Genomic DNA, 23,869 nt, shown 5'->3' on the forward strand with positions numbered 1-23,869 from the left:
GCGCGGTCTCTCTCTTATACGGAAACCCACCCCCACCGCGGGGGGCGGGCCCCCCCGCGCCGGCGCCCCCCCCCGACCGGTCCTCGTGTTATTCGACTCCGGCGTTGAGGAACATCCCGCCGTCGACCACGAGCGTCTGACCGGTGACCCAGTCCGACTGCTGCGAGGTGAGGAAGGCGGCGGCGCCGCCGATGTCGGAGGGCACGCCGAGCCGGCCGAGCGGGTAGGCCGCGGCGGCCTCCGCCTCGCGGCCCTCGTAGAGTGCGGCCGCAAACTTCGTCTTCACCACGGCGGGCGCGATGGCGTTGACCCGGACCTTGGGCGCGAACTCGTGCGCGAGCTGCACGGTCAGGTTGATCATCGCGGCCTTGCTGATGCCGTACGCGCCGATGAAGGGCGAGGGCGCGAGGCCGGCGACCGAGGCGATGTTGACGATCGCGCCGCCGTTCTCGCCCTGCCAGGCCTTCCAGGTCTGCTGGGCGAAGCCGAGCGCCGAGACGACGTTGGTCTCGAAGACCTTCCGCGCCACGTTCAGGTCCAGTTCGGCGATGGGCCCGAACACCGGGTTCGTACCGGCGTTGTTGACCAGGAAGTCGACGCGGCCGAAGGCCTCCATGGTGCGCTCGACGGCGACGGCCTGGTGGGCCTCGTCGTGGGCCTTGCCGGCGACGGCGATGACGCGGTCGGCGCCGAGCGTCTCGACGGCCTCCTTGAGGGCGTCCTCGTTGCGGCCGGTGATGCAGACCCGGTCGCCGCGGGCGATCAGGGCCTCCGCGACGCCGTAGCCGATGCCGCGGCTCGCGCCCGTGATGAGCGCGACCTTGCCCGAGAGTTCGGGAAGCGTGGTCATGTGCGTTTCCCCTGCGTCTAGTTGAGCGGTCCGCCGGCCACGTACAGCACCTGGCCCGAGACGAATCCGGCGGCCTCGCCGGTGAAGAAGGCGATGGAGTTGGCGATGTCGTCGGGGTTGCCGACGCGCTGCACGGGGATCTGGGTCGCGGCGGCGGCCTGGAAGTCGTCGAAGTCCATCCCGACGCGGGCGGCGGTGGCGGCGGTCATGTCGGTGACGATGAAGCCGGGCGCCACGGCGTTCGCGGTCACGCCGAACTTGCCGAGCTCGATGGCCAGGGTCTTGGTGAAGCCCTGGAGACCGGCCTTGGCGGTGGAGTAGTTGGCCTGGCCGCGGTTGCCCAGCGCCGAGGACGACGACAGGTTGACGATGCGGCCGAACTTGGCCTCGACCATGTACTTCTGGACGGCCTTCGCCATCAGGAAGGCGCCGCGCAGGTGCACGTTCATGACGGTGTCCCAGTCGGACGCGCTCATCTTGAACAGCAGGTTGTCCCGGAGGACACCCGCGTTGTTCACCAGGATGGTCGGCGCGCCGAGCTCCTCGGCGATCCGCGCGACGGCGGCCTCCACCTGGGCCTCGTCGGAGACGTCGCAGCCGACCGCGAGAGCCTTGCCGCCGGCGGCCGTGATCTTCTCGACGGTGTCCTTGCACGCGGCCTCGTCGAGGTCGATCACCGCGACGGCGCGGCCCTCCGCGGCCAGTCGTACGGCGGTCGCGGCACCGATGCCGCGCGCGGCACCGGTGACTACGGCGACGCGCTGCTCAGTGGTGGACATTGCTGGTTCTCCTCGCCCTTGGAAAAGCCGGCCCAAGCCCGGCCAAGCTGTCTCGACAACCTTGCGGAGTCTTCGGGGTCCCGGAGGACCCGCGGCTCACACGGTACGCCCGTCCGGTGAGCGACCGCTTAGTACCTTCAGCAGACGTGACGCTAGAAGCCCTGGCACCCGGTGTCAACGGCGCACCGCGCGCATGTGATCCATTACCTGACCAGGAGCTGGAGCAACCGCTCGGTCTCGGCCTCGGGATCGGCCGTCAGGCCGGTGTGCACGGGCCCCGGCTGGACCACCGTCGAGCGCGGCGCGATCAGCCAGCGAAAGCGCCGCCCGGGGTCGTCGCCCGCGGCCTGACCAGCGGCTTCCCCGCCGGCGCAGACTCCTTCGACGGCGCGCAGCGCGGCCCGTACGCCCGGCACGTCCGCGTCCGGGTCGAGCGCGAGCAGCTTGCTCTCGTCCAGATGGGTACGGGCCGCGACGAAGGAGTGGGCGCGGCAGTACACCAGCACGCCCGCGTTGAAGCACTCGCCGCGCTCGACCCGCGGCACCACCCGCAGCAGCGCGTACTCGAAGACGTCCCGCTCGTTCACTTGTCCCCCTCGGTGCCGTCGAGGCCCTTGATCCGCTCGTGGATGACGGCGGCGCGTGCCAGCAGCGGCCGCGCGTAGGCGCGCCGCAGCGCCTCGACCGTGTCGAAGCCCGGCTCGCCGGCCAGCCAGGCCTCGGGGATCTGCGCCGTGACCTCGGCGAGCAGCTCCTCGGTGACCAGCGGGGCCAGTTCGGCGGCGGCCGAGGCGACGTCGGGGCGGAAGGGGGCGAGCGCGTGGTCGGAGATGTCGTACGGCTTGGCGGCGGAGGTCTCGGCTCCGGGCCAGTGGTGGTGCCAGATCATGGTGGCGCCGTGGTCGATGAGCCACAGATCGCCGTGCCACATCAGCAGGTTGGGGTTGCGCCAGGAGCGGTCGACGTTGTTGACGAGGGCGTCGAACCAGACGATCCGCCCGGCGTCCTCCGCGCTCACCTCGAAGGCGAGGGGGTCGAAGCCGATCGCGCGCGGGAGGAATTCCATCCCGAGGTTCGGGCCGCCGCTCGACTTCAGCAGCTCCTGGACCTCCTGGTCCGGTTCGCCGAGCCCGAGAACCGGGTCGAGGCCGATCGTCACCAGGCCGGGCACCCGCAGGCCCAGCCGGCGGGCCAGTTCACCGCAGACGACCTCCGCGACGAGCGTCTTGCGGCCCTGTCCGGCGCCGGTGAACTTCATGACGTACGTCCCGAGGTCGTCGGCCTCGACGAGTCCCGGCAGCGAGCCGCCCTCGCGCAACGGCGTGATGTAGCGGGAGGCGTTCACTTCCTTGAGCATCGCCCCAACTTACTGGGGTGGTCGCGCCCGGCGGACGCGACCCGGTGACGGTGGCGGAGGCGGAGCCCGGTATCCGGGGCCGGAGGGGCCGCGCCGCCGCACATCCGGCTGTCGGGGGGCTGTGGATCAGGTCAAGAAGTCGCCATTGCCTGAACAGTGCGTGCTGGTGGACCGTACCTCTCGACAGATCCAGATCATGTCCGCTGAAGGGAAAGCCAGCATGACCAGCGAATCGCTTCACTCCGCACAGGCCCCTGCCCGGCGCACCGTCGTGGCGGCGGTCGGGGCGGCGGGACTCGCCGTCGCGCTGACCGCGTGCGGGGCGGACGACAAGGCCTCCGACAGTGTGGGCTCGGGCAACGGCGCGGCAGGCACGGAACTCGCCAAGACGAGCGAGATCCCGGAGGGCGGCGGCAAGGTCTTCGCCGACCAGGGGGTCGTGGTGACCCAGCCGACGGCGGGCACGTACAAGGCCTTCTCGTCCAAGTGCACCCACCAGGGCTGCGCGGTCAAGGGCATAGCGAACGGTGTCATCACCTGCCCGTGTCACGGCAGCGAGTTCTCGGCCACCGACGGCAGCGTGAAGAAGGGGCCCGCGACGACCGGGCTGGCCAAGGCGGACATCACCGTCGACGGGGGCGCGATCAAGCTCGCCTGAGGGACACCGGCGTCAGTCGCGCCGTCCTTCGAGGCAGGCGAGCACGTCCTCGGTGGTCGTGACGGTGGCGACCAGCGCGAGCGTGTTCCGGACCATCGCTGGGGTGTACTCGGAGGGCACCCCGGCGACGGCGTCCGCGGGAACGACGACGGTGTAGCCGCGGTTGACGGCGTCGAACACGGCGTTGGGAATCGCGATGTTGGCCGATACGCCCGTCACGACGAGGGTGCGGCAGCCCAGGTTGCGCAGCAGCGGGTCGACGTCGGTGCCCGAGATCGGCGACAGGCCGTGCAGCCGCCGGACGACGAGGTCCTCCTCGGCGACCTCGACGGGCGGCGCGATCCGCACCGCCGCCGAGCCGGTCGTCTGCCGTACGGGCAGCCGCTCGGCGGCCCTGAACAGCCGGGCGTTGCGGTTGGCGCCGCGGCCGTCGGGGCGGCGCTCCGCGACCGCGTGGATCACCTGCACCCCGCTCTCGTGCGCGGCGGCCACCAGCCGGGCGATCCGGTCGAGCGCTCCGGACGACCGCGCCTCCTGGGCGAGTTCGGGCAGCGCGCTGTCCGGGCCCACGACGCCCTGTTGGCACTCCACGGTGAGCAGTACCGTGCCGACGGGGTCGAGGAGTTCGCTGAGGTGCTCTGACGACGGCATGGCTCTCCTTGTCGTCGCGGGTCGGGACGGCGGAGCGTAACGAGCATTGCGTGCGGACGGAAGACGCCGCATGATTTTCCTGACGGAACGTCAGAAAGCTTTGAGGAAAGCCCCGACGGACAGAGTCGGTGCACCTGTGAAAGATCGGGCAGGACTTGGCCGATCCACGCAATCGGGAGGGGACCGTATGACCGTCACCCAGCGCAGGGGCCGGAAGATCATGATGACCCCCGGTGAACTGGACGAGTTCCTCACCACCCAGCGCACCTGTCGCGTCGCCTCCGTGTCGAAGGACGGAGTCCCGCACGTGAGCGCCCTGTGGTTCGCCTGGGACGGCACCTCGCTGTGGCTGTACTCCGTGGTGCGCAGCAAGCGGTGGGTGCAACTGCGGAACGACCCGCGCGTCGCGGTGGTGATCGACTCGGGCGAGGAGTACGGGGAGCTGCGGGGCGTCGAGCTGTCCGGCACCGTGGAGTTCGTCGGCGAGTTCCCCCGCACCGGGGAGCTGTGCGCCGAACTCGACGTCCCCGAGATCCTGTTCGCCCGCAAGAACTTCGGTCTGGAGGAGATGCCGCACGACGGCCGGCACGCGTGGATGCGGCTGACACCGTCCGCGATCGCCTCGTGGGACTTCCGCAAGCTCCCTCCGATGTAGGCGGACACCCGCCGCAGGCTTCTACTCCAGGGCCGCTCCGGCCCTGCGCAAGGCGTCCACCGCCGCCCTGATCGAGGGCCGGCGGTCGGCGTCGGCCCGCCAGACGACGTAGACATGGCGGCGCACGCGCTGGCGGACCGGCACGGTGACGACTCCCTCGGGCATCGGATGACGTCCGAGGAGCGGGGCCACGCACACGCCGAGCCCCGCGGCGACGAGTCCGAGCTGGGTGTGCGTCTCCCCGGCGCGGTGTCCGATGCGCGGCTCGACGCCCTGGGAGCGCAGCGTGAACATCAGCCATTCGTGACAGAACTCGCCCTCGGCCCAGGTGATCCACTCGTCCTCGGCGAAGTCCCCGAGGTCGACCTCGGCGCGGCCCGCGAGCCGGTGGCCGGCCGGCATCGCCACATCGGCGGGGTCGTCGAGGATCGACGCCTTCACCAGTCCGTCGGGCAGGGGCATCGGCTTGTTGTACCAGTCGAGCACGACCGCGAGGTCCAGGTCCCCGCGCACCACTCCCGCGACCCCGGCCTCCGGCTCCAGCTCGCTGGAGCGCACCCGCAGTCCGGGGTGCCGGGCCCGCAGCTCCGCGAGCGCCGCCGGGAACAGTCCGCGCGCCGCGGTCGGGAACGCGGACAGCCTGAGCTCGCCGGCCACCTGACCGCGCTGCGCCTCCAGGTCGGACTGCGCGAGCTCGACCTGGGAAAGGATGCGGGCCGCGTGTTCGGCGAGGAGCCGCCCGGCGTCGGTCAGCCGCACGCCCCGGCCGTTCTTGGCGAGGAGCTGCTGTCCCACCTCGCGCTCCAGCTTCGACATCTGCTGGGAGACGGCCGATGTCGTCACGTGCAGTCCCTCGGCCGCGCCGCTCACCGAGCCATAGCGGGCGAGGGCGTCGAGCGTGCGCAGTCGCTCCAGATTCAACATGTAAGCAATGCTACGAGATATCGCTCGAACATTCTCGCTTGTGCTACGAGATTGTCCTGCCGCATTCTTGCCCCATGAGCACCGTCGCCTCTCCCCGCCCTGTCACGCCGAACGGCGTCGCACCCCGCCGCCGCGCCGCCCTCGACTGGCGGATCCGCTTCGGCTTCCTGTCGCTGATCTGGGGCTTCAGCTTTCTGCTGATCAAGGTCGGCACGGACGGCTTCGCGCCGTTCCAGGTCACCTTCGGCCGGCTGCTGTTCGGGAGCGCGGTGCTCGTGGCGGCGATGGCGGTGAAGCGGGAGCGGCTGCCGCGCGGGGCGCGCACGTGGGGGCACCTCACGGTCGCGGCCTTCCTGCTGAACGCGCTGCCCTTCTCCCTCTTCGCCTACTCCGAGCTGACGATCCCGTCCACGCTCGCCGGCATCTGCAACGCGACGTCGCCGCTGTGGGGCATGGCCCTGTCCCTGGTCGCCCTCTCCGAGGACCGGCCGACCCGGCGCAGAGTGGCCGGCCTCGGCATCGGCTTCCTGGGCGTCCTGACGGTCCTCGGCGTCTGGCAGGGGTTCCACGGCCTGGACGCCACGGGCACGGCCATGGCCCTGCTGGCGTCGCTGAGCTATCCGGTCGGCTGGATCTACGTGCGCCGGACCCTGGCGGGCACCGGAAACTCCCATCTGTCGATGACCGGCGCCCAACTGCTCCTGGCCACGGTGCAACTCGCCTTCGTCACCCCGCTGTTCACCACGTTCCCCAGTCATGTCGCCTGGGTGCCGCTGCTCGCGGTCGCGGCCCTCGGGGCACTCGGAACGGGTCTGGCCATGCTCCTCCAGTACGGCATCGTCGCCGAGGTCGGCCCGACGACGGCCCAGATGGTCACGTACTTCATCCCGGTCATCGCCACCGCCGCCGGTGTCGCGATCCTCGGCGAGTCGCTGGCCTGGTCGACCCCGGTCGGCGCGGTGATCGTCCTCGCGGGCGCCTTCCTCACCCAGGCGAAGCCGCGCCGCTGAGACCCGGCTCGTCCCGAGCCGCGGCCAGGACCTGTCGGACGGGCCCTGTCGCCCAGGCTCTGTCGGGCAGACCCTGGGCGACACGAGGCGCACACCTCACACGTAGCGGCACGGCTCAGACGTAGCGGCGCGCGGGGGCCGGTCCCACGGCGGAGGCCACGGCGTCCGCGAGCGGCCCGGCGTCCTCGGGCCGAAGCGTCGAGACGGTGATCCGGACACCCGGCGGCGAACCCATCCGGAAACGGGCGCCGGGCGCGACCGCCCAGCCGCGCTGCAACAGCCGGGAGACGGCCCCGGTCTCGTCGGGGACGGCGATCCAGACGTTCATCCCGCTGCGTCCGCGCGCCTCGACACCGCGCTCCCGCAGCGCGTCGATCAGCATGTCGCGGCGCGCCCCGTACGCCGCCGCCACGGCCGGCACGTCCACCGCGCCGGAGGTCCACAGGTGGACCACGGCCTTCTGGAGCACGCGGCTCACCCAGCCGGGTCCGACCCGCTGTCTCCCGTGCACACGGTCGACGGTGACGGGGTCCCCGGTGAGGACGGCGAGCCGCAGATCGGGCCCGTACGCCTTGGCGACGGAACGCACGAAGGCCCAGTGGTGCGTGACCCCGGCGAGGGGATGCAGGGGCACGTCGACGATCTGATGGCCGTGGTCGTCCTCGATGAGCAGGGTTCGCGGGTACTCCCGGAGCACGGAGCGCAGCGCCCGCGCGCGCTCGGCGGTGACCGCGGCGCCGGTCGGGTTCTGCGCCCGGTCGGTGACGATCAGCGCCCGCGCCCCGGCCGCCAGCGCCTGCCGTACGTCGTCGGGAAGCGGGCCCTCGTCGTCGACGCCGACCCCGGCCGTACGCAGCCCGAGCGCCGGCAGCAGGTCGAACAGGCTGCCCCAGCCGGGGTCCTCGACGGCGACCGTGTCGCCGGGCCTGAGGTGGGCCATCAGGACGCGCTCGATCGCGTCGAGCGAGCCGGAGGTGACGACGACGGGCCCCTCGGGCACGCCGTCCGCGTCGAGCCCGGCGCGGGCCAGCCGCCCCAGCTCCGGCTCGACGGGGTCCTGCCCGTACTGCACGGGATGCCGGTCCGACTCCGCGGCCGCGACCGCGAAGGCCTCGGCGAGCTCCGGCAGGAGGGCGGGATCGGGATTGCCCTCGCCCACGTCCCGCACCCCCTCGGGCACCTCGACGCGCAGGTGCTCGCGCCCCGTGGTGGCCGGCTTCGGGCGCACCCGGCTGCCGCGGCGGCCGGCGGTCTCGATGACCCCGCGCTCGCGCAGCGTGCGGTAGGCCGCCGCGACCGTGTTCGGGTTGACCCCGAGTTCCTCGGCCAGCTCGCGCATGGGCGGCAGGAGCTGTCCGGGTTCCAGATCCCCCGCCCCGACCGCCCGCTCGACGTCGGCGGCGATCTCGGCTGCGCGACGCCCTTCGATCCGATACTCTCCTAGCACAAAAGAGATTATGCACTAGCGCAATGGAGATGGCAATGTCGGAGACGATCACCCAGCAGCCGGGGCCGACGGCGTCCGCTGCCTACACCCCGACCGACCGCACTGTCCCCACCCGCTCCAAGGAACGCGCCGCGTACGACCGGGAGCTGGTGCACTCGATACTCGACGAGGGGTACATCTGCCATCTCGGCTTCGTCCGCGACGGCGCGCCCGTCGTTCTGCCCACGCTGTACGCGCGGGTCGGCGAGCGGCTCTACGTGCACGGGTCCACGGGTTCGCGTCCCCTGCGCATGGCGGGCGGGACCGATCCCGGGCTGGCCGTCTGCCTCACCGTGAGCCATGTCGACGGACTGGTGCTGGCCCGCTCGGCCTTCCACCACTCGATCAACTACCGTTCCGTGGTCGTGCACGGCGTCGCCCACCAGGTGACGGATCCCGAGGAGAAGCGGCTGGCGCTGGACGCGCTGGTCGACCACGCCGTCCCGGGCCGCTCGGCCGACTCCCGTCCCGCCAACGCCAAGGAACTCGCGGCCACGGCCGTGATCAGCCTGGATCTCGACGAGGTCTCCGCCAAGCTGCGCACGGGCGGCCCGAGCGACGACCCCGAGGATCTCTCGCTCCCCCACTGGACCGGCGTGATCCCGCTGACCAAGGGCCACGGCGTCCCGGTCCCCGCGGACACCCTGGCACCGGGCATCGGCGTGCCGGACTACCTGAAGGTCCTGTAGCTCCGGGGCGGGCGGTCGTCACGACACCCGCCGCGAACGACCCGGCCCGCCCGGCGCCGGGGACGAACCCGCCCACCCGGCGCCGAGGACGGCACCGCCTCCCACTGGAACCGGTGCCGTCCCGGCCGCACCTGCGCACAGCGGCATCACACAGGCACGGGGCACACCCGCGTCAGGCGGCCCCACCCGGGCGCAGCCACCTCACGCGGGACGCCGGACGTCCAGCGTCCCGCGTCCCGCGTCCGGCGGGGGCTCACACGAGAAGTGCCTCCTCGGGCGCCGCGAGCCGTCCCGCGCCCGCGGCACGCGCCTCCGCCACCGCGAGTCCGGCGACCGAGCCGAGCATCAGCAGGGTGCCGACGAGTGTCGCCGCGGTGAGCCGCTCGCCGAGCAGGCCGACGGCGAGCACGGCCGCGCAGACCGGCTCCAGAAGCATGATCACGGACACGGCGGCGGAGCGGACGACGGCGGCACCGGCGAAGAAGAGCGCGTAGGCCAGCGCGGTGGGGACGGCGGCGATGTAGGCCAGCAGCACCAGGAGACGGACGGGCTGGACGGCGTGCGGGAACAGCCCCTCGGCGAGCCCGAGCGGCAGCAGGCACACGGTGGTGACGGCGAACGCCCACACGGTCGTGCTCGACCCGTCCACGCGGGAGTCGCGCCCCCACCACCGGGTGAGCAGCGTCATCGCGGAGTAGCCGGCCGCGGAGAGAACCGCGAGCAGGACGCCCCAGGGACGCACGGTGGCGTCCCCGCCGCCGAGGACCAGCACGCCGAGCCCGGTCAGCGCCCCCGCGACGGCGGCGATGCCACCCCGGCCGAGCCGCTCCCCCATGGTCAGCCGGGCGCCGAGGGCGATGAGGACGGGCCCCGCGCCCAGGGTGACGACGGTCGCGACCGCGAGGCCGGTGGCCTCGACGGCGGCGAAGTAGGCGGTCTGGAAGAGCGCCAGCCCGAGGCCGATCAGGCCGATCCGCAGCGCTTTGCGGCCGAGCGGCTCTCGCTGAGCGTCGCGCTTCCCCCGCTCTTGGGGACGAGGGCGAAGGCGCGGGCCGCCGCGCAGGCGTACGGCGAGCAGCAGGGCGAGTCCGCCCGCGCAGCGCCAGAAGGAGAGGGCGACCGGCCCCATGTCACTGGCCCGGTAGACCAGTGACGCGGCGGCGCCCGCGGTGCCCCAGGCGGCACCGGCGACGATCAGATAGAGCAGGCCTCGCCCGACGGGCAGGCCGACAGCGGTGTTCGACACGTGTTCTCTCCGCAGTTCCGCAGAAGTTCGGGAAGGGACCGCGTCGCAGCCCGTGCCGCGGGGGCAGGGGCGTGCGAAAGGTCCTCTGACTTCTTCTGCGGGCAGCGCCGTTCCGCCCGGCACGGGGCCGGGCGGTGTTCCGGTACGCCCGCCTCAGGCGGCCGGAGGCGGAAGAACGAGCGTCGACGGCATGATCAGCACCTTAGACGGCCGTTCCGTGGGCCGACAACTCTCTCTCGGCGTCACCCGACCCGCTCGCGACCGGCTCCCGCGAGGGTTTCGCCGGGGCCGACGACTGCGCGATGAAGGCGCCGAGCAGCACCACGGCACCGCCCGCGATCTGGGGCGCCGAGAGGTGCTCGCCCAGCAGCACCCATGCCAGGACCGTGGCGATCACCGCTTCGAGACAGGCCACCACGCCCGCGACCTGCGGGGAGAGCCTGCGCACGGACAGGACGCCGGTGGCGTAGGCGACGACGGTCGCGACGAGGACGATCCAGCCGAGGAGCAGCGTGGCGGGCACGGATGTCCCGTTCATGTCCGCGCTGCCTCCGAGAACGGACCAGTGCATCGTCCAGGGGCGCGCGACCACGGTCAGGACGAGGGTGCCGACGAGAAGTCCGTACGCGATCACGCCCAGCGGGTCGGGTGCCTCGTCGCCCGCGTCGCTGCCCTGGTCGGACAGGACGAAGTAGCCGACCTGGCAGCAGGCGGCGCCCAGCGCGAGCAGGAGTCCGACGGCGTCGAAGTCGAGCCCCGACCACACCTCCACCACGCAGGCGAGTCCGCCGACCGCGAGGACGACTCCGAGTGCCGCGGCACGGGTGACGGGCCGGCGCTGCACGAAGCGCACCCAGCCGAGGACCAGCGCGGGGGCGAGGTACTCGACGAGGAGGGCGACGCCGACGGGGACACGGGAGATCGCGGCGAAGTAGCAGGCCTGCACACCGGCCACGCCGAGGAGACCGAAGCCGGCGAGCAGCGCGGGGCGTCGCTTGACCAGCCCCCGGTGCCGCACGGCGATCGGCAGCATGACGAGGGCGGCGCCGGCGACGCGGAGCCACACCACGTGGAGCGGGTCGAGTCCGGCCTCGATCAACGGCTTGGCCGCGACGCCGGATCCGCCGAAGGCGACCGCCGACACGAGCGCCAGGCCCAGACCGACGCCTCTCCCCTGGTTGTCCTGACTGCCCTGAGACGTATGCACGGCCACATGATGACAGGCGACGACATGACCGTCACCCCCAAAGACACCTGTCTCAACCGCTGGACCAGGGACAGGACATCCGCCTGGTGGCGTCCGTCCGGCGCGCTCCTCACCCCGGTCAGCCCGCGTCGCCCCGGCCCACACACTCCTCGTGTGCGCTCTCGACGCGCTCCCTCAGTCGCGGGAGGTCGACGCCGGCCCGTCCGAGGACCTCGACGGCCCGCGACCGGGGGTCGGCGACGATGGCTGCCAGCAGGTCGAGACCGCGGGCGCGCTCGTCGCCGCGCAGCACGGCACGCTCGTACGCCTCCCCCATCGCGTCGGCCGCCACGGGGGACCAGCTCCCCCTGGCCGGGGCGGGCGCCGCGCCGGAGTTCCGGACGGCGCTCTGCCAGCGGAGTCCGTAGCCGATGCTGCGCTGCACGAGATAGCCGAGCAGCCGGGCGAGCTGCGGCCCGTCCCCGAAGACGGCCCGCGCCTCGGGGTCGCACTCCAGCAGGGAGTGCAGCAGATGAGCCGTGTCGATCTGCCGGTCTCCGTCGCGCAGCGCTCTTCTGCGCGCGCCGGAGACCACCGGGGCCAGCTCCGCGCCGAGTCCGGCCTCGATGCCGGCATGCTTCGGTCCGCTCGTGGCGGCGGACTGCTCGGGAATACGGGGCGGCACCTCTCCACCTCATCAGCCTCGCGGCCCGGGGTCATCGGCGGCGGGCAGCATCTTCGGATCCGACACAAGGTGGGCATCCCTGTGCGGTTCCTCCTCCTTGCGGATGACTTCGCGCCGATTTCCGCGCGGCGGCGCGCGCCGCCTTGCCACTCCTCCCCGTGGCCGGCGGCGCCCCCGTCCGCCCGCGCCGGAGCCGGGCCGTCCACCCCTCCACAATTCCTGACGGCTCATCAGTATTGAATGTTCCGGGGCCTGGAGCTACGTTCCGCGACACCGTAGCTGCGCCGGGCGCAGCGCCCGACACGAAGGGGTGGTCGCATGGCCGAAGTCAGCGCGGAGGCACGGATCGAGGCGCCCGCCGAGAAGATCTGGGCCCAGCTCACCGACTGGTCCGCCTACGGCGAGTGGAACGCGACGCACACCAACTTCCCGCAGGGCGGCCCGGAGAAGTTCGAGGTGGGCGGCACGTTCGCGGAGAACATGAAGCTCATGGGCTTCCCGGCCGAGGTCACCTGGACGATCGAGGAACTGGAGCCCGGCCGCGCGCTGGCCATCCGCGGCAAGGGCCCGATGTCGGTGAACGTCTCCACGCGCTACACGCTCACCCCCGACGACGACGCCACCTCGGTGCGGATCGACGGGGAGTTCACGGGCGCGGCGGTCTCGTTGATGGCCGGCAAGCTCAAGGACTCGGCGACCGCCGCCCTCGACGAGTCGCTGCGCAAGCTGGCCGGACTGGTGGCCTGAACCTCGCGCGTCCGCGCGCCGCCCGAGGCGGCGGACGGCCCCCCGTACACGGACAGGCGCCCCGCGGAAACGCTTCCACGGGGCGCCGGCAGGTACCACAGCACGCCGTCAGCCCTCGTCGGCGAGGATCAGGTACAGCTTCTTGCGGGCTTCGTTGATGACCGCCAGCGCCTTCTCGCGCTGACCCTTGCTGCCGGTCTTCCAGACCTGGCCGAAGGCCTCCATGAGACCGAAGCCGGCCTGCCGGATCTCGTGCAGCGTCTCCCAGTCGACCCCGCGCCCGGCCTCTTCCCAGGGCGCCTCGGGACCTTCGTCGGCCGCGCTGCGCCCCGGCTCGGTGAGCGAGAACAGCTTCTTGCCGCCCTCGGCCTCACTGATGATCAGGCCCTCGTCCTCCAGCATCTGAAGGGTCGGGTACACCGAACCCGGGCTGGGCTTCCACGCCCCGCCGCTGCGCTCGGCGATCTCCTGGATCATCTCGTAACCGTGCATGGGCCGGTCCTTGAGCAGGGCGAGGATCGACGCGCGTACGTCGCCGCGCCGCGCCCTGCCCCGGGGTCCGCCCCGGCCGCCGCGTCCGCCCCAGGGGCCCGGGCCGAAGCCGGGTCCGCCGAAGCCGAAGCCGGGACCTCCGGGTCCGCCGCCGGGACCGCCGGGGCCGAAGGGCCCGAAAGCCCCCCGCAGCCCCTCGAAGCCGCCCCGACCCCGACGGCCGGGTCCGCCATGGTGTCCATGTCCGTGTCCGTGTTCGTGCTCGTATCCGAAGTCTTCTCCACGGGAACGCATCGCCATCACTCCACTCCATCGTTGATCGGTCGCGATGCGTCAACGATATATCGGTAGTGTTCGCATGACAACCCCCTGCCGAAATACCTCCCTCGCCGGCAGGGGGCCAGCCGGCCCCGATTGGCCTTGGCCGGTGGACGCCCGGGACCGCTAGCTTCGGGACATGCGGATTCGTATCGTCGACGCCTTCACCGACCGCCCCTTCGCCGGGAACCCGGCCGGGGTCCTCCTCCTCGACTCCTTCCCCGACGACGCCTGGCTCCAGAACGTGGCCCGGGAGGTCAACCACGCGGAGACGGCGTTCACCCACCGGCTCCCGGAGGGCGGCGAGGCGGACTGGGCGCTGCGCTGGTTCACCCCCGCCACCGAGGTGGCCCTGTGCGGACACGCGACCCTCGCCGCGGCGCACGTCCTGACCACCACAGGCGCCCATCGGGGCCCGGTGCGCTTCACCACGCGCAGCGGTGTCCTCGTCGCCACCCCCGAGGCCGACGGCTCGATCACCCTCGACTTCCCGACGGCGCCCCTCACCCCGGTCGAGATCCCCGACGGTGTCGCCGAGGCCCTCGGCGCCGAACCGCTGCGCACCCTCGACACCGGCCCGAACACCGGTGACCTGCTGGTCGAGGTCGCCGACGAGAAGACGGTCCGCGCCCTCGCCCCGGACCACAGGGCACTCGCCCGCCACTCCGAGCGCGGCGTCATCGCGACCGCACGCGCCGAGGACCCCTCACGGGGTTACGACTTCGTCTCCCGCGGCTTCTTCCCGAACGTCGGCATCGACGAGGACCCAGTCACCGGCAGCGCCCACACGGCCCTGGCCCCGTTCTGGTCGGAGCGCCTCGGCCGCCGGGCCCTCACCGGGCTGCAGGCTTCCCCGCGCTCCGGCCTGGTCCGCACCGAGGTGCGCGGGGAACGGACCCTGCTCTCGGGTCACGCGGTCACGGTCATCGAGGGCGAGCTGCTCGTCTGACGATCACGCGGTCGGGAGCCATCCCACCTTGCCTGCGAGCAGCGCGTACCCCACGAAGGCACCGATGTCGAGCAGCGAATGGGCGACCACGAGCGGCCCGACCCGGCCCCAACGCCGGTACAGATAGACGAAGACCACGCCCATCACCATGTTGCCGACGAACCCGCCGATGCCCTGGTAGAGGTGGTACGAACCGCGCAGCACCGCACTCGCCATCAGCGCCGTCCCGGGAGTCCAGCCCAACTGGCCGAGCCGCCGCAGCAGATACCCGACGACGATGACCTCCTCCAGCACGGCGTTCTGCACGGCCGACAGGATGAGCACCGGATACTTCCACCAGACGTCCGGCAACGCCTCGGGCACCACCGTGAGGTTGGCGCCGAACCCGCGCGCCGCAAGGTAGAAGGCGATTCCGGTGCTGCCGATCACCGCCGCGACCAGGGCGCCGCGTCCGAGGTCCGGCCAGGGACGCGTACGGTCGAAGCCGATCACGCGCATCCCCTGGCCCTCGCGGATCAGCAGGTGCGCGACGAGCGCGACCGGCACCAGCGCGGACGCGATGCCGAAGAGCTGCCAGGCCAGGTCGAGCCAGGGACGGCCCGGCGCCGCCGAGGCGTTGAGGGTGGCCGCCTGATCCTTGAGCCCGCCGGGTTTCGTGACCGATCCGACGAAACTGATGAGCGCTGACACACCGCTCGCCCCGAGCGACAGGGCCAGGACGAGCAGCGTCTCGTCCCGGAGAATCCGTCGGGTCAGCCTCTCGGCCGGAAAAGAATCGGCCACCGGTCCCGCCTCCACCTGCACTCCCGCCTCCAGTTGGGTATTCCCGCCGCATCCCCGTCCGCGCCCCGCTAGGGTCTCGAAAGAAGTTACGAAGATCGTGCGCGACAGGCCGTCGGGGGGCGGGCACCGTACGGGGCCTGCGTCCCCCTTCCCCTGTTCCGCGGCTGTCTCACGGCTCAGGCTCACCCGGGAGGACCTCACCGTCATGGGACGACACAGCTTGCCCGATGCTCGACGGGCGGGCTCCGCCGACCCCCGGATCCGCGCGCGCCGCCGCAACACGGCCCTCGCGACGGCACTCGTCCTCACCGTCGTCGGAGGCACGGCCGCCGCGATCCACGGGGGGCTGTTCTCCCTCGGGAGCTCCTGCGAGGACGACGTGGTGCACATCGAGGTGGCCGCCTCCCCGGACATCGCGCCCGCGCTCAGGGCCATCGCCGAGGACGCCCGCGAGAAGGACGTCACCTCCGACGGCCGCTGTCTCGACGTCGGCGTGACCGCCCGCGAGTCGTACGAGGTCGCCGCCTCGCTCGGGAAGGGCGAGAAGTCCGACGTGCAGGTGTGGGTGCCGGACTCCGACGCGTGGGTGGACCGCGTCACCGGCACCAGCGCCGCCACGCAGGTCACCAGCCTGGGCAACGTCGCCTCCTCACCCGTCGGCGTCGCCGTGGTCCCGTCGGCCGCCAAGGCACTGGGCTGGCCCGACAAGACGTACACCTGGACCGAGCTGGCCGGCGACTCGACACGGGCCAGGAAGCTACGGCTGGGCGCGGTCGACCCCGCCCGCAGCTCGCCGGGACTGCTCGCGCTGGCACGGATCAGCGCGGCCGCTTCAGGCGTCAAGGACGGCGACGTCCGGGCGGCGGCCCTGGCCAAGACGCTCTCGCACCGCACCTCCGGCAGCGACACCGCGCTGCTGGACACCCTGCCCCGCGACGGCTCGGACGGCGCCGACAGCAATCAGGCCCTGATCCTCTCCGAGCAGGCCGCGTTCGCGCACAACAGCGCTCAGGACGGCGGTCAGGACCTCGACCTGTTCTACCCCAAGGACGGCTCGCCGCTGCTCGACTACCCGTACACGCTGGTCGACGAGCCCGGACTGAGCACGGACGAGGGCCGCGCGGCCCTGCGGTTCATGACCCTGCTCGGCGAGGCGGCACCCCGGCAGTTCCTGCGGCTGTTCGGATTCCGCACCGACGCGGAGAGCCCGGCGGCCACACTCGTCGCCGAGGCCGGCGGCAGGTCGCCGCAGCCGTACGCGCGCGTCCTGGCCGACTCCTCGTCGAAGGGCGCGGTCCAGGAGGCCCTCGGCATGTGGACGATCACCGTGGAGAGCGCCCGGATCACGACGGTCGTCGACGCCTCCTCCTCCATGGGCGTGACACTGCCGGGCGACGGGCGGTCCCGCATGGACGTCACCAAGGAATCCCTGCTCCAGGCCCTCGCCACCTTCACCGCCGAGGACGAGATCGGGCTGTGGAAGTTCTCCACCAAGCTCGACGGCGACAAGGACTACCGCGTCCTCGTACCGACCGAGCGACTCGGCGACAGCAAGAAGAAGGGCAGCCAGCGCGCGAGACTGACCGCCGGCTTCTCATCCCTGAAGCCGGTCCCGCACGGAGAGACCGGTCTGTACGACACCACGCTCGCCGCGTACAAGGAGGCCGTCGCCTCCTACACGAAGGGCCGCTTCAACGCGCTCGTCGTCCTCACGGACGGGGTCAACCGCGACCCCGGCAGCATCTCCCGGTCCGAACTCATCACCGAGCTGCAGAAGCTGGCCGACCCGGAGCGCCCGGTGCCGCTCATCGCCATCGCGGTGGGCCCCGACAGCGACCGGCGGGAGGTCGACGAGATCGCCAGGGCGACCGGCGGCTCCGGCCAGCGCGTCAACGAGCCCTCACAGATCCACGCGGCGATGCTCAAGGCGATCACGGCGGCGGGCGCCGGAACCCCGGACTGACCGCTCCCGGCGCGACGTCGGGCGCACCGCCTCGCGTCACCCCAGCGGAACCGGCTCCGGCAGCCCGACCGGCCATGTGTGCACGGGCTCGCCGAGATGCATCAGCTCGCCGTAGCGCCGCGTCGTCGCGGCCAGCGCGGCCTCCCGGCCGAGCCCCTTCTCCAGGGCCCGGTGGAAGGTCGCCGCCTGCCAGGTCGCGCCGTTGACGCGCAGCCGGCACCGGTCCTCGATCACACCGAGGTAGAGGTCACGGTCGGCGGGCTCGATGCCCCACGCGTCCAGGCCCGCGGCGGCCAGCGGCAGCAACTCGTCGCGCACCAGGTTCGCCGCGTCCACCTGCGCGGTCCCGCCGTAACGGCCGCGCCGCGGCCACTCCAGGCGGGCCTCGATGCCGTGCCGGCAGGCCTCGTCGAAGTTCGCTGCGGCCGCCTCGAAGGACATCCGGGTCCACACCGGACGCTGCTCCTCGGCGAGCGCGCGGACCAGGCCGTAGTAGAAGGCCGCGTTGGCGATGACGTCGGTGACGGTCGGTCCGGCGGGCAGCACCCGGTTCTCGACCCGTAGATGCGGGACGCCGTCGGCGATCCCGTACACGGGCCGGTTCCAGCGGTACACCGTGCCGTTGTGCAGCACCAGTTCGGCCAGCTTGGGCACGCCCCCGGCGTCGAGGACGCCGAGCGGGTCCTCCTCGTCGCAGAAGGGCAGCAGGGGCGGGAAGAACCGCAGGTTCTCCTCGAAGAGGTCGTACGCCGAGGTGACCCACCGTTCGCCGAACCAGGTGCGCGGCCGGACCCCTTGCGCCTGCAGCTCCGGCGGCCGGGTGTCGGTGGACTGCTGGAAGAGCGGGGGCCTCGACTCGCGCCACAGCTCGCGCCCGAACAGGAAGGGCGAGTTGGCGCCGATCGCGACCTGCGCGGCCGCCACCGCCTGCGCCGCGTTCCACACGTCCGCGAACCGGCCCGGTGTGACCTGGAGGTGCAACTGCACCGAGGTGCAGGCGGCTTCGGGCGCGATGGACGTCGACCTGCAGACCAGTCGCTCCACCCCGTCGATGTCGAGTGCGAAATCCTCCCCGCGCGCGGCCACGATCTGATCGTTGAGCAGCATGTAGCGGTCGGCCTCCGACAGGTTGGAGGACACCAGATCGTCCTGCCCGAGCGTCGGCAGAATACCGATCATGACGATTCCGGCGTCGACCTCGCTGGCTTTCCGGTGGGCATAGGCGAGCGAGGTGCGGATCTCCTCGGCGAGCCGGTCGAATACCCGGCCGCCCAGCCGGTGTGGGGCTATGTTGACTTCCAGGTTGAACATGGCGAGTTCTGTTTGGAAGTCGCGGCTCGCAATCCTTTCGAGAACCTGCCCGTTCATCATTCTGGGCATGCCGTCAGGACCCGCGAGATTCAATTCGATCTCCAGGCCCATCAGGTTCTTCGGACGGTCGAACCTCTTCTCCTCCAGCAGTCGCTCCAGCCCCGTCAGACACTGTCGGAGCTTGTCGCGGTGGCGCTGCCGATCGGACAGGCCGAACGTCCCTGCCACGACCTTCTCCCCCATCGAAGTGTCCCTCCTCGGATGGGCAGGCCGAGTTACGGCCCTGGCGTCCCGGGTCACGGGGGATGATGCCCAGGCAACACGATCCATAACGTCCCGCGCGGGCTCTTCGACCGCTAGTCTGGACATCGGCCCCGGGCACATTCACCGGGCATGGAGCATTCAGCAAGTTTACCGGCCGGAACGATCTCGTGAAAAACGCCGACGAGAATCGGCCGACCGCTCGGGCGAAGCATTCCGAGGTCACCGCGTTTCGATCGCGCAGAACCGGGAGGAATCCCGCATTTCGCCGACCGGATATCGACTTGTTCTTCGAATTCGCGACGACTAGACGAAACACCGCCTGAACACGCGTCGTATAAACTCCGCTACCGAGGCAGAGAGTTGGCGCTCGCGGTCCTAGGTCCTGTCGTCACGGTGACGGCGGCAGGCGACACCCTGTCGGCAGATCCAGACCCCTCGCCCCTCTGACCCGAGAGCTGACAGCGCCGTCCGCCCCCGCCCTCGCGCCACTGTGCCTGTCGAATGAGAGGCGACCCACCATGCCGCTGCACGTACCCCCGGCTCCCGCGCCCGCCCTGCGCACCGTACTCACGGCACTCGGTTCCCCCACCGCTGTCCGCGAAGCCCGTACCCCGTCCCTGCGCCTGGCGCAGGGACCCGTCACCCCCGAACTCCCGCTGCCCGTCCACGTCCTGGACCGCATCACCCCCGCGGGCGCCTCCGCCACCCGGCTCGCCGGGTGGCGTTTCCTCATCCGTAGCGGCGACCGCGCGGTGGCCGCCGCCGACACCATGCTGACCCCGGACGGCTGGGCCTTCTCGCGCTTCTTCGAGGGCCCGTACATCGCCGCCACCGAACGCGCCCTGCGACAGGCCGAGACCATGCAACAGCCCTACCAGGCACGGCTGCTGTCCGTGCCGGAGCTGTACATGCTGACGCTCTGGCTGCACGGCGACTGCACGGCGGACGGCGCCACCGGCCATCCGGCCGCCACCGACCTCCTCGTCCCGCTCGCACCCGCCCCGCCCGGCATCGCCGCGCACCGGCCGCACCTCGTCGCCGAACTGCTGCCGGTCCTCACCCACCGGGTCACCCCGGCACCGCTCCTCAGCTCGCCCGCCTGAACCTCCGATCCTCGCGTCCGTGCCCCGCAGCCGTGCCCCACACGGGTAAACCTGCCGCGGGGCACGGCGCTGTCGCGAACCCGGAGCAGGGTTCGCTCGTTAGCGCTGAAGGCCGCTCGTACGAGGGGAAACGCGCTCCACGCCCAACCGGACTAGCCCGATCCGGCCACCTCGAACCACCCGAAAGGACGGCGCAGTTGGGGTGAACCCTCCGCACGGGTGATGCGTCATCAACCTGTGAGAAGCGGTGCCCTCAAATCCCTGCGGATCGGCGCCCGTGGGGCAACACTGGGGTCAGACCACACACCAACGGGGGGCGGCGATGAGTACCTCGAGCCGCAAGACAGACACCACAGCCATCACTCACATCTCGACCCAGCGAAAGATCCCATCCATGTGCCAGCACCAGCCACTGTGTCCCGCAGCCGAATCAGCCGACCGGGAGTCCGCCCGCCTTGTGGCGCATCACCCGGAGCAGGGATGGAGCCTGCTGTGCAACGGCGTTCTGCTCTTCGAGGACACCGGTGAGCTCCTGCCGGACGGGCAGATCATCGCCCCGCACCGCCCGCTGGGCGGCGCGCCGGTGATGACGGCCGCCTGAGCCGCACGACCCCGGGCGGCCGTGACAGGCCGCCCAGACACACGAGGGGCCGGCCCGGAGACGTACTCTCCGAACCGGCCCCGACGCATGTCCGAGGACGATCACTCCTCGTAGGCGTCCGCGTGCCGAGCGCTGATCAGTCCTCGTAGGCGTCCAGCGGCGGGCAGGAGCAGACGAGGTTCCGGTCGCCGTAGGCCTGGTCGATGCGGCGCACCGGCGGCCAGTACTTGTCGGCGGCCGAGACACCGGCCGGGAAGACGGCCTCCTCGCGGCTGTACGCGTGCTCCCAGTCGCCACCGAGCGCGGCGGCCGTGTGCGGCGCCCCGCGCAGCGGGTTGTCGTCCACGGACCACTCGCCGCCGCCGACCTTCTCGATCTCCGCGCGGATCGCGATCATCGCGTCGCAGAACCGGTCGACCTCGCCCAGGTCCTCGGACTCGGTCGGCTCGATCATCAGCGTGCCGGCCACCGGGAACGACATCGTCGGCGCGTGGAAGCCGTAGTCGATCAGGCGCTTGGCGATGTCGTCGACGCTGACGCCGGTCGCCTTGGTCAGCGGGCGCAGGTCGATGATGCACTCGTGCGCGACCAGACCGCCGGGGCCCGTGTACAGCACCGGGTAGTGCGGCTCCAGGCGCTTGGCGATGTAGTTGGCGGACAGGACGGCCACCTGCGTGGCGCGCTTGAGGCCCTCGCCGCCCATCAGACGGACGTACGACCAGGAGATGGGCAGGATGCCCGCGGAGCCCCAGGGAGCGGCCGAGATCGGGCCGACGCCCGTCTCGGGACCGGCCTCGGGCTGGAGCGGGTGGTTCGGGAGGTACGGCGCCAGGTGGGCGCGCACACCGACCGGACCGACGCCGGGGCCACCGCCGCCGTGCGGGATGCAGAAGGTCTTGTGCAGGTTCAGGTGCGAGACGTCGCCGCCGAAGTGACCCGGCTTGGCGAGACCCACCAGGGCGTTCAGGTTGGCGCCGTCGACGTAGACCTGGCCGCCGGCCTCGTGCACCTGGGCGCAGATGTCGGCGACGTGCTCCTCGAACACACCGTGCGTCGAGGGGTACGTGATCATCAGCACCGACAGTTCGTCGCGGTACTGCTCGATCTTGGCGCGCAGGTCCTGGACGTCGATCTCACCGTCGTCCGCGGTCTTCACGACGACGACCTTCATGCCGGCCATCACGGCGCTGGCGGCGTTGGTGCCGTGCGCGGAGGACGGGATGAGGCACACCGTGCGCTGGTCGTCGCCGTTGGCACGGTGGTAGCCGCGGACGGCCAGCAGACCGGCCAGCTCGCCCTGCGAACCGGCGTTGGGCTGGAGCGAGACCTTGTCGTAGCCGGTGACCTCGGCGAGCTGGTCCTCCAGCTCGTGGATCAGCGTCAGGTAGCCCTGTGCCTGCTCGGCGGGGACGAAGGGGTGGAGCTGCCCGAACTCGGGCCAGGTCACCGACTCCATCTCGGTGGTCGCGTTGAGCTTCATGGTGCAGGAGCCCAGCGGGATCATGCCGCGGTCGAGCGCGTAGTCGCGGTCGGAGAGCTTGCGCAGGTAGCGCAGCATCGCCGTCTCGGAGCGGTGGTCGTGGAACACCGGGTGCGTGAGGTACGCGTCGGTGCGCAGCAGCGCGTCCGGCAGGGTGTCCTCGGTGCTCGCGTCCAGCGCCTCGACGTCGCCCTGGACACCGAACGCGCTCCACACGGCGGTGAGCTGCTCGCGCGTGGTCGTCTCGTCGCACGAGATCGACACCAGGTCGGCGTCGACGAGGTGGAGGTTGACGCCGTTGTCGCGGGCGGCGGCGACGATCGCCGCGGCGCGGCCCGGGACCCGCACGGTGAGCGTGTCGAAGTAGGCGCCGTGGACGACGTCGACACCGCCGGCGGTGAGCCCGGCGGCCAGCACCGTGGCGTAGCGGTGGGTACGCCGCGCGATGGTCCTCAGGCCCTCGGGGCCGTGGTAGACGGCGTACATGCCGGCCATCACGGCGAGCAGCACCTGGGCGGTGCAGATGTTGCTGGTCGCCTTCTCGCGGCGGATGTGCTGCTCGCGCGTCTGCAGGGCGAGGCGGTACGCCTTGTGCCCGTCCGCGTCCACGGACACGCCGACCAGCCGACCGGGAAGGCTGCGCGCGAACTTCTCGCGGACCGCCATGTATCCGGCGTGCGGACCGCCGAAGCCCATCGGCACGCCGAAGCGCTGCGTCGTACCGACCGCGATGTCCGCGCCGAGCTCGCCGGGCGAGGTCAGCAGGGTCAGGGCGAGCAGATCGGCGGCGACCGTGACGACGGCGCCCAGCTCGTGCGCCTGCTCGATGATCGGCTTGATGTCGCGTACGGCACCGGAGGCGCCGGGGTACTGGATCAGCACGCCGTTGATCTCGCGCCCGGCGAGGTCGGCCGGGATGCCGTCGGCGAGGTCGGCGACGACGATCTCGACGCCGGTCGGCTCAGCGCGGGTCTCTATGACGGCGATGGTCTGCGGCAGCGCGTCCGCGTCGACCAGGAAGAGACCCTTCTTGTTCTTGCCCATGCGGCGGGACAGCGCCATGGCCTCGGCGGCGGCGGTGCCCTCGTCGAGGAGGGAGGCGCCGGAGGTCGGCAGCCCGGACAGCTCGGCGACGACGGTCTGGAAGTTCAGCAGCGCCTCGAGTCGGCCCTGCGAGATCTCCGGCTGGTACGGCGTGTACGCGGTGTACCAGGCCGGGTTCTCCATGACGTTGCGCAGGATCACCGGCGGCGTGAACGTGCCGTAGTAACCCAGGCCGATCATGGAACCGAGCACCTGGTTGCGGTCCGCGAGGGAGCGGAGCTCGGCCAGTACCTCGGCCTCGGTGCGCGCGGCCGGCAGGTTCAGGGCCTCGACGTTCTTGATCACGTCCGGCACCGCGGCGGCCGTCAGCTCGTCGAGCGAGCCGTAACCGACCTGCGCGAGCATCTTGGCCCGTGCTTCGGAGTCGGGTCCGATGTGGCGCTGCTCGAAGGGGATTCCCTGTTCGAGCTCGGAGAGCGGAATGCGAGGGGCGGTCATGGCGGAGGCCTCCTGGTCTGACGCGACCTTCGAGGGGCACCCCGGCACGGGTACCCCGACGGCCTCCCCCTCTGTCATCTCAACCTGAGAGTTTCACCGGATGGTCCCGCGGACGACCCGGCTTTCACCGTCGGTGAGAG

The 23,869-nt window shown here is 71.7% G+C and carries 23 protein-coding genes; 9 read left to right on the forward strand and 14 right to left on the reverse strand.

Translation table 11 applies throughout. The annotated features are described in order from the left end of the window. Positions 1 to 88: 88 nt before the first annotated feature. From ACFRIC_RS40845 to ACFRIC_RS40860, 4 genes are all read right to left on the reverse strand, one after another. Entirely contained in the window at positions 89 to 850 is a 762-nt protein-coding gene (locus tag ACFRIC_RS40845) for an SDR family oxidoreductase (RefSeq protein ID WP_365495146.1), read from the reverse strand. Positions 851 to 867: 17 nt separating this feature from the next. Then, complete coding sequence (gene fabG / locus ACFRIC_RS40850; protein WP_382797010.1) at positions 868 to 1,629, reverse strand: 3-oxoacyl-ACP reductase FabG; 762 nt, start codon at positions 1,627 to 1,629, stop codon at positions 868 to 870. A 203-nt stretch (positions 1,630 to 1,832) separates the two neighbouring features. Continuing rightward, complete coding sequence (locus tag ACFRIC_RS40855) at positions 1,833 to 2,216, reverse strand: DUF3037 domain-containing protein (protein ID WP_382797012.1); 384 nt, start codon at positions 2,214 to 2,216, stop codon at positions 1,833 to 1,835. Then, on the reverse strand, positions 2,213 to 2,986 hold the full coding sequence (locus ACFRIC_RS40860; RefSeq protein ID WP_382797014.1) for a HipA family kinase: 774 nt from the start codon (positions 2,984 to 2,986) through the stop codon (positions 2,213 to 2,215). The genes ACFRIC_RS40855 and ACFRIC_RS40860 overlap by 4 nt, the downstream gene beginning before the upstream one ends. Positions 2,987 to 3,206: 220 nt before the next feature. Between ACFRIC_RS40860 and ACFRIC_RS40865 the strand changes: the two genes are divergently transcribed. Beyond that, positions 3,207 to 3,644, forward strand: coding sequence for a Rieske (2Fe-2S) protein (locus ACFRIC_RS40865; RefSeq protein ID WP_382797016.1), 438 nt, complete (start codon positions 3,207 to 3,209; stop codon positions 3,642 to 3,644). A 12-nt stretch (positions 3,645 to 3,656) separates the two neighbouring features. Here ACFRIC_RS40865 and ACFRIC_RS40870 read toward each other — a convergent pair whose 3' ends face one another. After that, positions 3,657 to 4,295 carry a cysteine hydrolase gene (locus ACFRIC_RS40870; RefSeq protein WP_382797018.1) on the reverse strand — a complete coding sequence of 213 codons (639 nt, stop codon included), beginning with the start codon at positions 4,293 to 4,295 and terminating at the stop codon, positions 3,657 to 3,659. A gap of 187 nt (positions 4,296 to 4,482) precedes the next feature. Here ACFRIC_RS40870 and ACFRIC_RS40875 point away from each other — a divergent pair, with 187 nt between their 5' ends. Further along, positions 4,483 to 4,950 carry a pyridoxamine 5'-phosphate oxidase family protein gene (locus tag ACFRIC_RS40875; protein WP_382797020.1) on the forward strand — a complete coding sequence of 156 codons (468 nt, stop codon included), beginning with the start codon at positions 4,483 to 4,485 and terminating at the stop codon, positions 4,948 to 4,950. Positions 4,951 to 4,971: 21 nt separating this feature from the next. On the opposite strand, the gene ACFRIC_RS40880 is transcribed toward ACFRIC_RS40875, so the two are convergent. Then, positions 4,972 to 5,874: a LysR family transcriptional regulator gene (locus ACFRIC_RS40880; protein WP_382797022.1), complete on the reverse strand. Its 903-nt coding sequence runs from the start codon at positions 5,872 to 5,874 to the stop codon at positions 4,972 to 4,974. 74 nt (positions 5,875 to 5,948) lie between these two features. Between ACFRIC_RS40880 and ACFRIC_RS40885 the strand changes: the two genes are divergently transcribed. Beyond that, on the forward strand, positions 5,949 to 6,884 hold the full coding sequence (locus ACFRIC_RS40885; protein ID WP_382797024.1) for a DMT family transporter: 936 nt from the start codon (positions 5,949 to 5,951) through the stop codon (positions 6,882 to 6,884). A 115-nt stretch (positions 6,885 to 6,999) separates the two neighbouring features. Here the strand turns inward: ACFRIC_RS40885 and ACFRIC_RS40890 are convergent, their stop codons facing one another. Beyond that, the gene (locus ACFRIC_RS40890; RefSeq protein ID WP_382797026.1) at positions 7,000 to 8,331 is read right to left on the reverse strand and encodes an aminotransferase class I/II-fold pyridoxal phosphate-dependent enzyme; all 1,332 of its coding nucleotides are present in this window, start codon (positions 8,329 to 8,331) and stop codon (positions 7,000 to 7,002) included. Between the two features lie 23 nt (positions 8,332 to 8,354). Between ACFRIC_RS40890 and ACFRIC_RS40895 the strand changes: the two genes are divergently transcribed. Beyond that, positions 8,355 to 9,059: a pyridoxamine 5'-phosphate oxidase family protein gene (locus tag ACFRIC_RS40895; RefSeq protein ID WP_382797027.1), complete on the forward strand. Its 705-nt coding sequence runs from the start codon at positions 8,355 to 8,357 to the stop codon at positions 9,057 to 9,059. A 253-nt stretch (positions 9,060 to 9,312) separates the two neighbouring features. Here ACFRIC_RS40895 and ACFRIC_RS40900 read toward each other — a convergent pair whose 3' ends face one another. The 3 genes from ACFRIC_RS40900 to ACFRIC_RS40910 form a co-directional block, all read right to left on the reverse strand. Next, positions 9,313 to 10,305 (reverse strand): DMT family transporter, encoded by a 993-nt coding sequence (locus ACFRIC_RS40900; protein ID WP_382797029.1) that lies wholly within the window; start codon positions 10,303 to 10,305, stop codon positions 9,313 to 9,315. 202 nt (positions 10,306 to 10,507) lie between these two features. Further along, positions 10,508 to 11,518, reverse strand: coding sequence for a DMT family transporter (locus tag ACFRIC_RS40905; RefSeq protein ID WP_382797030.1), 1,011 nt, complete (start codon positions 11,516 to 11,518; stop codon positions 10,508 to 10,510). A 112-nt stretch (positions 11,519 to 11,630) separates the two neighbouring features. Further along, complete coding sequence (locus ACFRIC_RS40910) at positions 11,631 to 12,176, reverse strand: Clp protease N-terminal domain-containing protein (protein ID WP_382797032.1); 546 nt, start codon at positions 12,174 to 12,176, stop codon at positions 11,631 to 11,633. Positions 12,177 to 12,494: 318 nt separating this feature from the next. On the opposite strand from ACFRIC_RS40910, the gene ACFRIC_RS40915 reads away from it, so the two are divergent. Continuing rightward, positions 12,495 to 12,923, forward strand: coding sequence for an SRPBCC family protein (locus tag ACFRIC_RS40915; RefSeq protein ID WP_382797034.1), 429 nt, complete (start codon positions 12,495 to 12,497; stop codon positions 12,921 to 12,923). A 108-nt stretch (positions 12,924 to 13,031) separates the two neighbouring features. Here ACFRIC_RS40915 and ACFRIC_RS40920 read toward each other — a convergent pair whose 3' ends face one another. Next, positions 13,032 to 13,709, reverse strand: a complete 678-nt coding sequence (locus ACFRIC_RS40920) for a PadR family transcriptional regulator (RefSeq protein ID WP_382797061.1) — start codon at positions 13,707 to 13,709, stop codon at positions 13,032 to 13,034. Between the two features lie 163 nt (positions 13,710 to 13,872). Between ACFRIC_RS40920 and ACFRIC_RS40925 the strand changes: the two genes are divergently transcribed. Beyond that, on the forward strand, positions 13,873 to 14,682 hold the full coding sequence (locus ACFRIC_RS40925; protein WP_382797035.1) for a PhzF family phenazine biosynthesis protein: 810 nt from the start codon (positions 13,873 to 13,875) through the stop codon (positions 14,680 to 14,682). 3 nt (positions 14,683 to 14,685) lie between these two features. Here ACFRIC_RS40925 and ACFRIC_RS40930 read toward each other — a convergent pair whose 3' ends face one another. Beyond that, positions 14,686 to 15,486, reverse strand: coding sequence for a CPBP family intramembrane glutamic endopeptidase (locus ACFRIC_RS40930; protein ID WP_382797036.1), 801 nt, complete (start codon positions 15,484 to 15,486; stop codon positions 14,686 to 14,688). 184 nt (positions 15,487 to 15,670) lie between these two features. Between ACFRIC_RS40930 and ACFRIC_RS40935 the strand changes: the two genes are divergently transcribed. Next, complete coding sequence (locus ACFRIC_RS40935) at positions 15,671 to 17,428, forward strand: hypothetical protein (protein ID WP_382797038.1); 1,758 nt, start codon at positions 15,671 to 15,673, stop codon at positions 17,426 to 17,428. Positions 17,429 to 17,464: 36 nt separating this feature from the next. On the opposite strand, the gene ACFRIC_RS40940 is transcribed toward ACFRIC_RS40935, so the two are convergent. After that, positions 17,465 to 18,982: a glutamate--cysteine ligase gene (locus tag ACFRIC_RS40940; protein ID WP_382797039.1), complete on the reverse strand. Its 1,518-nt coding sequence runs from the start codon at positions 18,980 to 18,982 to the stop codon at positions 17,465 to 17,467. A gap of 539 nt (positions 18,983 to 19,521) precedes the next feature. Here ACFRIC_RS40940 and ACFRIC_RS40945 point away from each other — a divergent pair. Next, the gene (locus ACFRIC_RS40945) at positions 19,522 to 20,106 is read left to right on the forward strand and encodes a hypothetical protein (protein WP_382797041.1); all 585 of its coding nucleotides are present in this window, start codon (positions 19,522 to 19,524) and stop codon (positions 20,104 to 20,106) included. A gap of 394 nt (positions 20,107 to 20,500) precedes the next feature. Further along, on the forward strand, positions 20,501 to 20,707 hold the full coding sequence (locus ACFRIC_RS40950) for a DUF5999 family protein (RefSeq protein WP_339128072.1): 207 nt from the start codon (positions 20,501 to 20,503) through the stop codon (positions 20,705 to 20,707). A gap of 136 nt (positions 20,708 to 20,843) precedes the next feature. Here ACFRIC_RS40950 and gcvP read toward each other — a convergent pair whose 3' ends face one another. Then, positions 20,844 to 23,729 carry an aminomethyl-transferring glycine dehydrogenase gene (gene gcvP / locus ACFRIC_RS40955; RefSeq protein ID WP_382797043.1) on the reverse strand — a complete coding sequence of 962 codons (2,886 nt, stop codon included), beginning with the start codon at positions 23,727 to 23,729 and terminating at the stop codon, positions 20,844 to 20,846. Between the last annotated feature and the right edge of the window lie 140 nt (positions 23,730 to 23,869).

Source organism: Streptomyces sp. NPDC056738 (assembly GCF_042790435.1).
Lineage (GTDB): Bacteria > Actinomycetota > Actinomycetes > Streptomycetales > Streptomycetaceae > Streptomyces.

Coding starts and splice junctions, on each gene's coding strand:
- ACFRIC_RS40845 (WP_365495146.1), bottom strand. CDS start 850: ATGACCACGCTTCCCGAACTCTCGGGCAAGGTCGCGCTCATCACGGGC.
- fabG (WP_382797010.1), bottom strand. CDS start 1,629: ATGTCCACCACTGAGCAGCGCGTCGCCGTAGTCACCGGTGCCGCGCGC.
- ACFRIC_RS40860 (WP_382797014.1), bottom strand. CDS start 2,986: ATGCTCAAGGAAGTGAACGCCTCCCGCTACATCACGCCGTTGCGCGAG.
- ACFRIC_RS40865 (WP_382797016.1), top strand. CDS start 3,207: ATGACCAGCGAATCGCTTCACTCCGCACAGGCCCCTGCCCGGCGCACC.
- ACFRIC_RS40870 (WP_382797018.1), bottom strand. CDS start 4,295: ATGCCGTCGTCAGAGCACCTCAGCGAACTCCTCGACCCCGTCGGCACG.
- ACFRIC_RS40875 (WP_382797020.1), top strand. CDS start 4,483: ATGACCGTCACCCAGCGCAGGGGCCGGAAGATCATGATGACCCCCGGT.
- ACFRIC_RS40880 (WP_382797022.1), bottom strand. CDS start 5,874: ATGTTGAATCTGGAGCGACTGCGCACGCTCGACGCCCTCGCCCGCTAT.
- ACFRIC_RS40885 (WP_382797024.1), top strand. CDS start 5,949: ATGAGCACCGTCGCCTCTCCCCGCCCTGTCACGCCGAACGGCGTCGCA.
- ACFRIC_RS40895 (WP_382797027.1), top strand. CDS start 8,355: ATGGAGATGGCAATGTCGGAGACGATCACCCAGCAGCCGGGGCCGACG.
- ACFRIC_RS40915 (WP_382797034.1), top strand. CDS start 12,495: ATGGCCGAAGTCAGCGCGGAGGCACGGATCGAGGCGCCCGCCGAGAAG.
- ACFRIC_RS40920 (WP_382797061.1), bottom strand. CDS start 13,709: ATGCGTTCCCGTGGAGAAGACTTCGGATACGAGCACGAACACGGACAC.
- ACFRIC_RS40925 (WP_382797035.1), top strand. CDS start 13,873: ATGCGGATTCGTATCGTCGACGCCTTCACCGACCGCCCCTTCGCCGGG.
- ACFRIC_RS40935 (WP_382797038.1), top strand. CDS start 15,671: ATGGGACGACACAGCTTGCCCGATGCTCGACGGGCGGGCTCCGCCGAC.
- ACFRIC_RS40940 (WP_382797039.1), bottom strand. CDS start 18,982: ATGGGGGAGAAGGTCGTGGCAGGGACGTTCGGCCTGTCCGATCGGCAG.
- ACFRIC_RS40945 (WP_382797041.1), top strand. CDS start 19,522: ATGCCGCTGCACGTACCCCCGGCTCCCGCGCCCGCCCTGCGCACCGTA.
- ACFRIC_RS40950 (WP_339128072.1), top strand. CDS start 20,501: ATGTGCCAGCACCAGCCACTGTGTCCCGCAGCCGAATCAGCCGACCGG.
- gcvP (WP_382797043.1), bottom strand. CDS start 23,729: ATGACCGCCCCTCGCATTCCGCTCTCCGAGCTCGAACAGGGAATCCCC.